Annotated in this window: 4 protein-coding genes; all 4 read left to right on the top strand. The window is 66.4% G+C overall.

What is annotated here, in order from left to right; genetic code table 11:
• On the top strand, positions 1-717 hold a 717-nt coding region (locus AC1DU6_RS20350), incomplete at its 5' end, for a helicase-related protein (protein ID WP_477859182.1).
• A gap of 3 nt (positions 718-720) precedes the next feature.
• Positions 721-1,209: a CYTH domain-containing protein gene (locus AC1DU6_RS20345; RefSeq protein ID WP_457325338.1), complete on the top strand. Its 489-nt coding sequence runs from the start codon at positions 721-723 to the stop codon at positions 1,207-1,209.
• Positions 1,210-1,438: 229 nt separating this feature from the next.
• Positions 1,439-3,883 (top strand): TonB-dependent receptor, encoded by a 2,445-nt coding sequence (locus AC1DU6_RS20340; RefSeq protein ID WP_477859180.1) that lies wholly within the window; start codon positions 1,439-1,441, stop codon positions 3,881-3,883.
• A 175-nt stretch (positions 3,884-4,058) separates the two neighbouring features.
• Positions 4,059-4,734 (top strand): extracellular solute-binding protein (locus AC1DU6_RS20335; protein ID WP_477859178.1); only part of this gene is annotated, 676 nt, incomplete at its 3' end.

Raw genomic sequence — 4,734 nt, 5'->3', positions numbered from 1 at the left:
GCGCTGGTGCCCGCACGGCGCCAGACCCTGCTGTTCTCCGCCACCTGCCCGCCTGCCGTGCAGGGGCTGGCCGAGCAGTTGCTGCGCGAGCCGGTGCGCATAGCCATCCAGGAAGCGCCGCCGCAGATCACGCAGCGTGCCATCCAGCTCGACCGCGCCCAGCGCCTGCCCGCACTGCGGCAACTGCTCAAGGAAGAGGCCTGGGATCGCGCGCTGGTCTTCGTCGCCAGCCGCTACACGGCCGAGCTGGTGTCGGACAAGCTTTTCGCCCATGGCTTCAAGGCCGGCGCCTTGCATGGCGAGCTGAGCCAGGGTGCACGCAGCGACGTGCTGGCGGCGCTGAAGAACGGCAGCGTCAAGGTGCTTGTCGCGACCGACGTGGCCGCGCGCGGCTTGCACGTCGATGCGCTGGACGCCGTCGTCAACTACGAGCTGCCGCGCTCGGCCGCCGACTACACCCACCGCATCGGTCGCACCGGCCGCGCCGGCGCCACCGGGGTGGCAGTCAGCTTCATCTGCGCAGACAGCGCCGAGAACGCCGAGAGCCATTTCCGCCTCATCGAGAAGCGCCAGGGCCAGCGCGTGCCACGCGAGCGGCTGGAGGGCTTCGAGCCCGAGGCAGTCGCCACCGAAGCCCAGGCCATCGGCGGCATCAAGAGCACGACGCGCAAGAGCAAGAAGGACAAGCTGCGCGAGGCCGCGGCGCGTGGGGAATGAGCGATGGGCATTGAGATCGAACGCAAATTCCTCATAGCCGGCGACGGCTGGCGCCAGGCCGTGACGAAGCAGACCCACTTCAGCCAAGGCTATCTGAGCCGTGACCCGGCCCGCACGGTGCGCGTGCGCGTCGCCGGCGACACCGCCTTCCTGACCATCAAGGGCACGACCCAGGGCGCGACGCGGGCCGAGTTCGAGTACGAGGTGCCCATCGCCGATGCCCTGGAGCTGCTCGCCATGTGTGACGGTCCGGTGGTCGAGAAGATCCGCCACCTGTGCCCGCATGAAGGCATGACCTGGGAAGTCGACGAATTCCTCGGCGCCAATGCCGGCTTGCTGGTCGCCGAGATCGAGCTTGCCGACGAGGGCCAGGTCTTTGCCCGGCCCGGCTGGCTGGGTGCCGAAGTGACCGGCGATGGCCGTTACGTCAATGCCAACCTGGCGGTGAACCCGTTCACGCGCTGGCCGGCCGGCCGGGCCGCGGACTCGTAACACGGCGAGTTCGACACCCATGGCCTGCGCCGGGCCATGACGCAGGTCAAAGCGGACGCTCATCCTCGTCTGGCGCCTCGCCTCTCGCCTGCCTACACTGCAAGAGTTCGGCGATACATCTGGAGACAACGTGAAACACRCTCCAACGCTCCGCCCGAGGCTCCCGCAGACAGTAGTCGCGCTAGCCACTCTAGCGATGGTCGTCGCCGCACACGCGCAGGACACGCCCTTGAGCGCTGGACCTGCCGCCAGCGCCCCCTCGTCCGCAGCGACAGCCCCGTCGACGCCCCCGGCGGCCAACCGCCTGAGCCTGGACCGGATGGTGGTCACCGGCACGGGTGTGGCCCGCCGCAAGTTCGACACGTCTTACGCCGTTTCGAGCCTGTCGTCTTCGGACATCGACAAGCTTGGACCGCTGAACACGGCGGATCTCCTCGGTCAGGTGCCGGGTGTGCAGGCCGAAGCCACCGGCGGCGAGGCCCAGAACATTTATCGCGTGCGCGGCATTCCGAACGAGTCGAACTTCTTCACGTTCCAGGAAGACGGCATGCTCATCTACGGGGAGAACGACGGGTACTTCTTCAAGGGCGACGTCATGCTGCGCCCGGACCTGATGACCCAGAACGTCGAAGTCGTCCGTGGCGGGCCAGCGCCGATATTTGCGGACAACGCGGCCGCCATCCTCAACCTGATCACGCGCCAGGGCGGTGAAGTGGCGGAGCACGGCGCCCGGCTCACGCTGGGCGACACCGGCCTGTATCGCTTCGACGGCTTCGCCTCCGGCAAGCTGGCCGACCGGACGTACTACGCCGTCGGCGGCTTCTACCGCAAGCACAGGGGCTACCGTGACAACGGCTTTCCCAGCGACACCGGCGGCCAGTTGCGGCTGAACATCCGGCACAGGCTGGACAACGGTGAAGCCAGGTTTTTTGCCAAGGTCTTCGACGACAGCAATGTGTTCCTGCTGCCTATTCCCGTGGCAGACCCGCGCGATCCGTCCAAGTCGCTGAACCCCTACATCGACTACTTCAAGGGCACGCTGAATTCGCCGTATCTGCGCAACGTCAAGTTCATCTACCCGACTGTGGGCGGCGCGAGCAGTGCCACCGAATCGCGTGACCTGTCCAATGGCCGGCAACTGCGCTACTTCAACACCGGCGTTGATCTCAACCTCAACCTGGGTGGGTGGCAGCTCAGCGAGAAGCTGAGGCTGACGAAAGGCAAACTCGACTTCGATGCTTTGTACTCGACCGTCAACCCGGCGGACGCCAACGCCTTTGCCGCCAGCTTCCTGACTGCCTCACGCACGGCGTTCGGTGCCGGCGTCAATCGCCTGGGCTACACCTACGCCGGCCAGTCCGCGGCCTACGACCCGTACGGCGCATCCGGCCTGGTCGCGCAGGCGGGCTACCGCTCGATCCAGAACGACTTCAACACCATCGCCAACGACCTGCGCGTGACCCGCGACTTTGAACTTGCAGGCCGGCACAGCCTGACCGGCGGCCTGCTGCTGTCGCGCTACAAGTCCACGATGAACCTGCGCTTCCAGGACTTGCTGCTGGAGTTGGCCGGCAAGCCCCGGCCGCTGGACCTGGTTGCCTATGACGCCGGCGGCGCCGTGCTGGGCCGCGTCACCGACAACGGCGTGCTGCGCTACTCGTCCACGCTGATCGGCGGCGAATCCACGGTCACCCAGACATCGGTCTACCTTGCCGATACCTGGAAGCCGGTGCCGCAGACCACGCTGGATTTCGGTGTCCGGCGCAGCGGCTACAAGGGTGACGGCTACAGCAAGAACACGGCCCGGTACGACCTGGGCAACGCCGCCACCCTGGCCGACAACTCGRCGCTGGGTTACACCGGCGTCAACGCCCCGCGCCCGATTGACGGCCACCCGACTTCCTGGACCGTCGGTGTCAATCAGGAGCTCACGCGAGCCATGGGCGTGTATGCGCGCGCGTCCGTGGCTTACCGTCTGCCGGGCGAAATCAACGTCTACACATTCGCTGCGCCGACGACGACCAAGGCCAAGCAGTACGAGGCCGGCTTGAAGTACTCGACCGAGCCGTTCTCGGCTTTCGCCACCGTCTTCCTGAGCCAGTTCAAGCCCTTTGCGACGACGGTGGCCGAAATCAACCCCGCCACTGGAACCATCACGAACCAGGTCTTCATCGGCGACGTGAAGAGCCCTGGCGTGGAGTTCGAATTCTCGTGGCGCCTCATTTCAAGTTTCACGTTGGACGGCGCTGCGACCTACAGCCCGGCCAAGTCCGGCAACATGGTCAGCGCTGYAGGCAACCAGTCGCTGACGACCGAAGGCAAGTTGCCCATCCGCCAGCCCAAGGCCTGGGGCAATATCCGTCCCACTGTCCACTTCGCCGTGGCGGACTGGCAGGCCAGCGCCTACGCCCGCTTCAACTTCACCGGAAGGCGCTACGTCGATCTGCAGAACACGACGGCGCTGCCGGCCTACCAGACCCTGGCGCTGGGCACGTCGGCCAGCAGGGGCGGCACCACCGTGCAGCTGATGGTGGACAACGCCACCAACRCCAAGGGCCTGACCGAAGGCAACCCGCGCGCCGATGCGGTGGCCGGGCAGGGTTCGGCCGATGCCATCTATGGCCGACCGCTGTTTGGCCGCAATGTTCGCCTGACGCTGACCCAGGAATGGTGACTCGAGCGGCACAGGGGCCGGTACGGCCAAACACCAATCCGCGGACTGGAGATGTGGAATAGAGTGGGATCGAGGTTGGTGAGCACGGCTTGGCTCGATTCGGTGGGTTGCGCAAGGCCCTCCGATATCGACGCACCCCCGGCCTCATGGAGGCGACATGACTCTGAGCAGGCTCATGGGTGCATGCCTGGTGCTGTTGACCGGCTGGATCCCGCTGGCACAGGCCGCTGACGGCCCGGAGGCGAACGCGCCCGTCAGGCCCGAGAGCACCACCGTCACGGTTGGCCAGGCCAACGATGTCCCCGTGCCGCGTGTCCTGCCAGCCTGCGCGCCGGGTACGTGCCTGTTTGCGGGTCAGAAGGTGACGGTGATCGCCACCAAGAGCGCGATCAGCGTGGCGCTGCTCGAAGTGAAGCAGGAGTTCGAGGCGGCCACCGGCGCTCAGCTCGACATCGTGCGCTTGGCCGGCGTGGAGCACTACCCGACCATCATCTCGGACATGACCACCCACACCGGCAAGTACGACGCGTCGATTGCCGCTGCCTGGTGGGTCGGCGACATGGTGGCTGGCGGGCACCTGCTGTCGTATGAGAAGTTCTACAACGACCCGCGATTTCCGAAGTGGGACATCGACGACGTACTGCCCGGCCCGCGCACCCTGCTGTCCTACGGCGGCAAGAAGTACATGGTCGCCTACGACCACGACGGTCAGGTGCTGTACTACCGGCGCGACCTGCTGAATCACCCGCGGCACCAGGCGGCGTTCAGGCAGAAGTACGGCTACCCGCTGGCGGTGCCGCAGACCTGGGCGCAGTTGCGCGACGAGGTCGAGTACTTCAACGGCCAGGACA

The sequence above is a fragment of the Roseateles sp. P5_B10 genome, assembly GCF_056400485.1.
The sequence above is the reverse complement of the archived record's forward strand: the minus strand, read 5'-3'. Positions and strand labels throughout refer to the sequence as shown.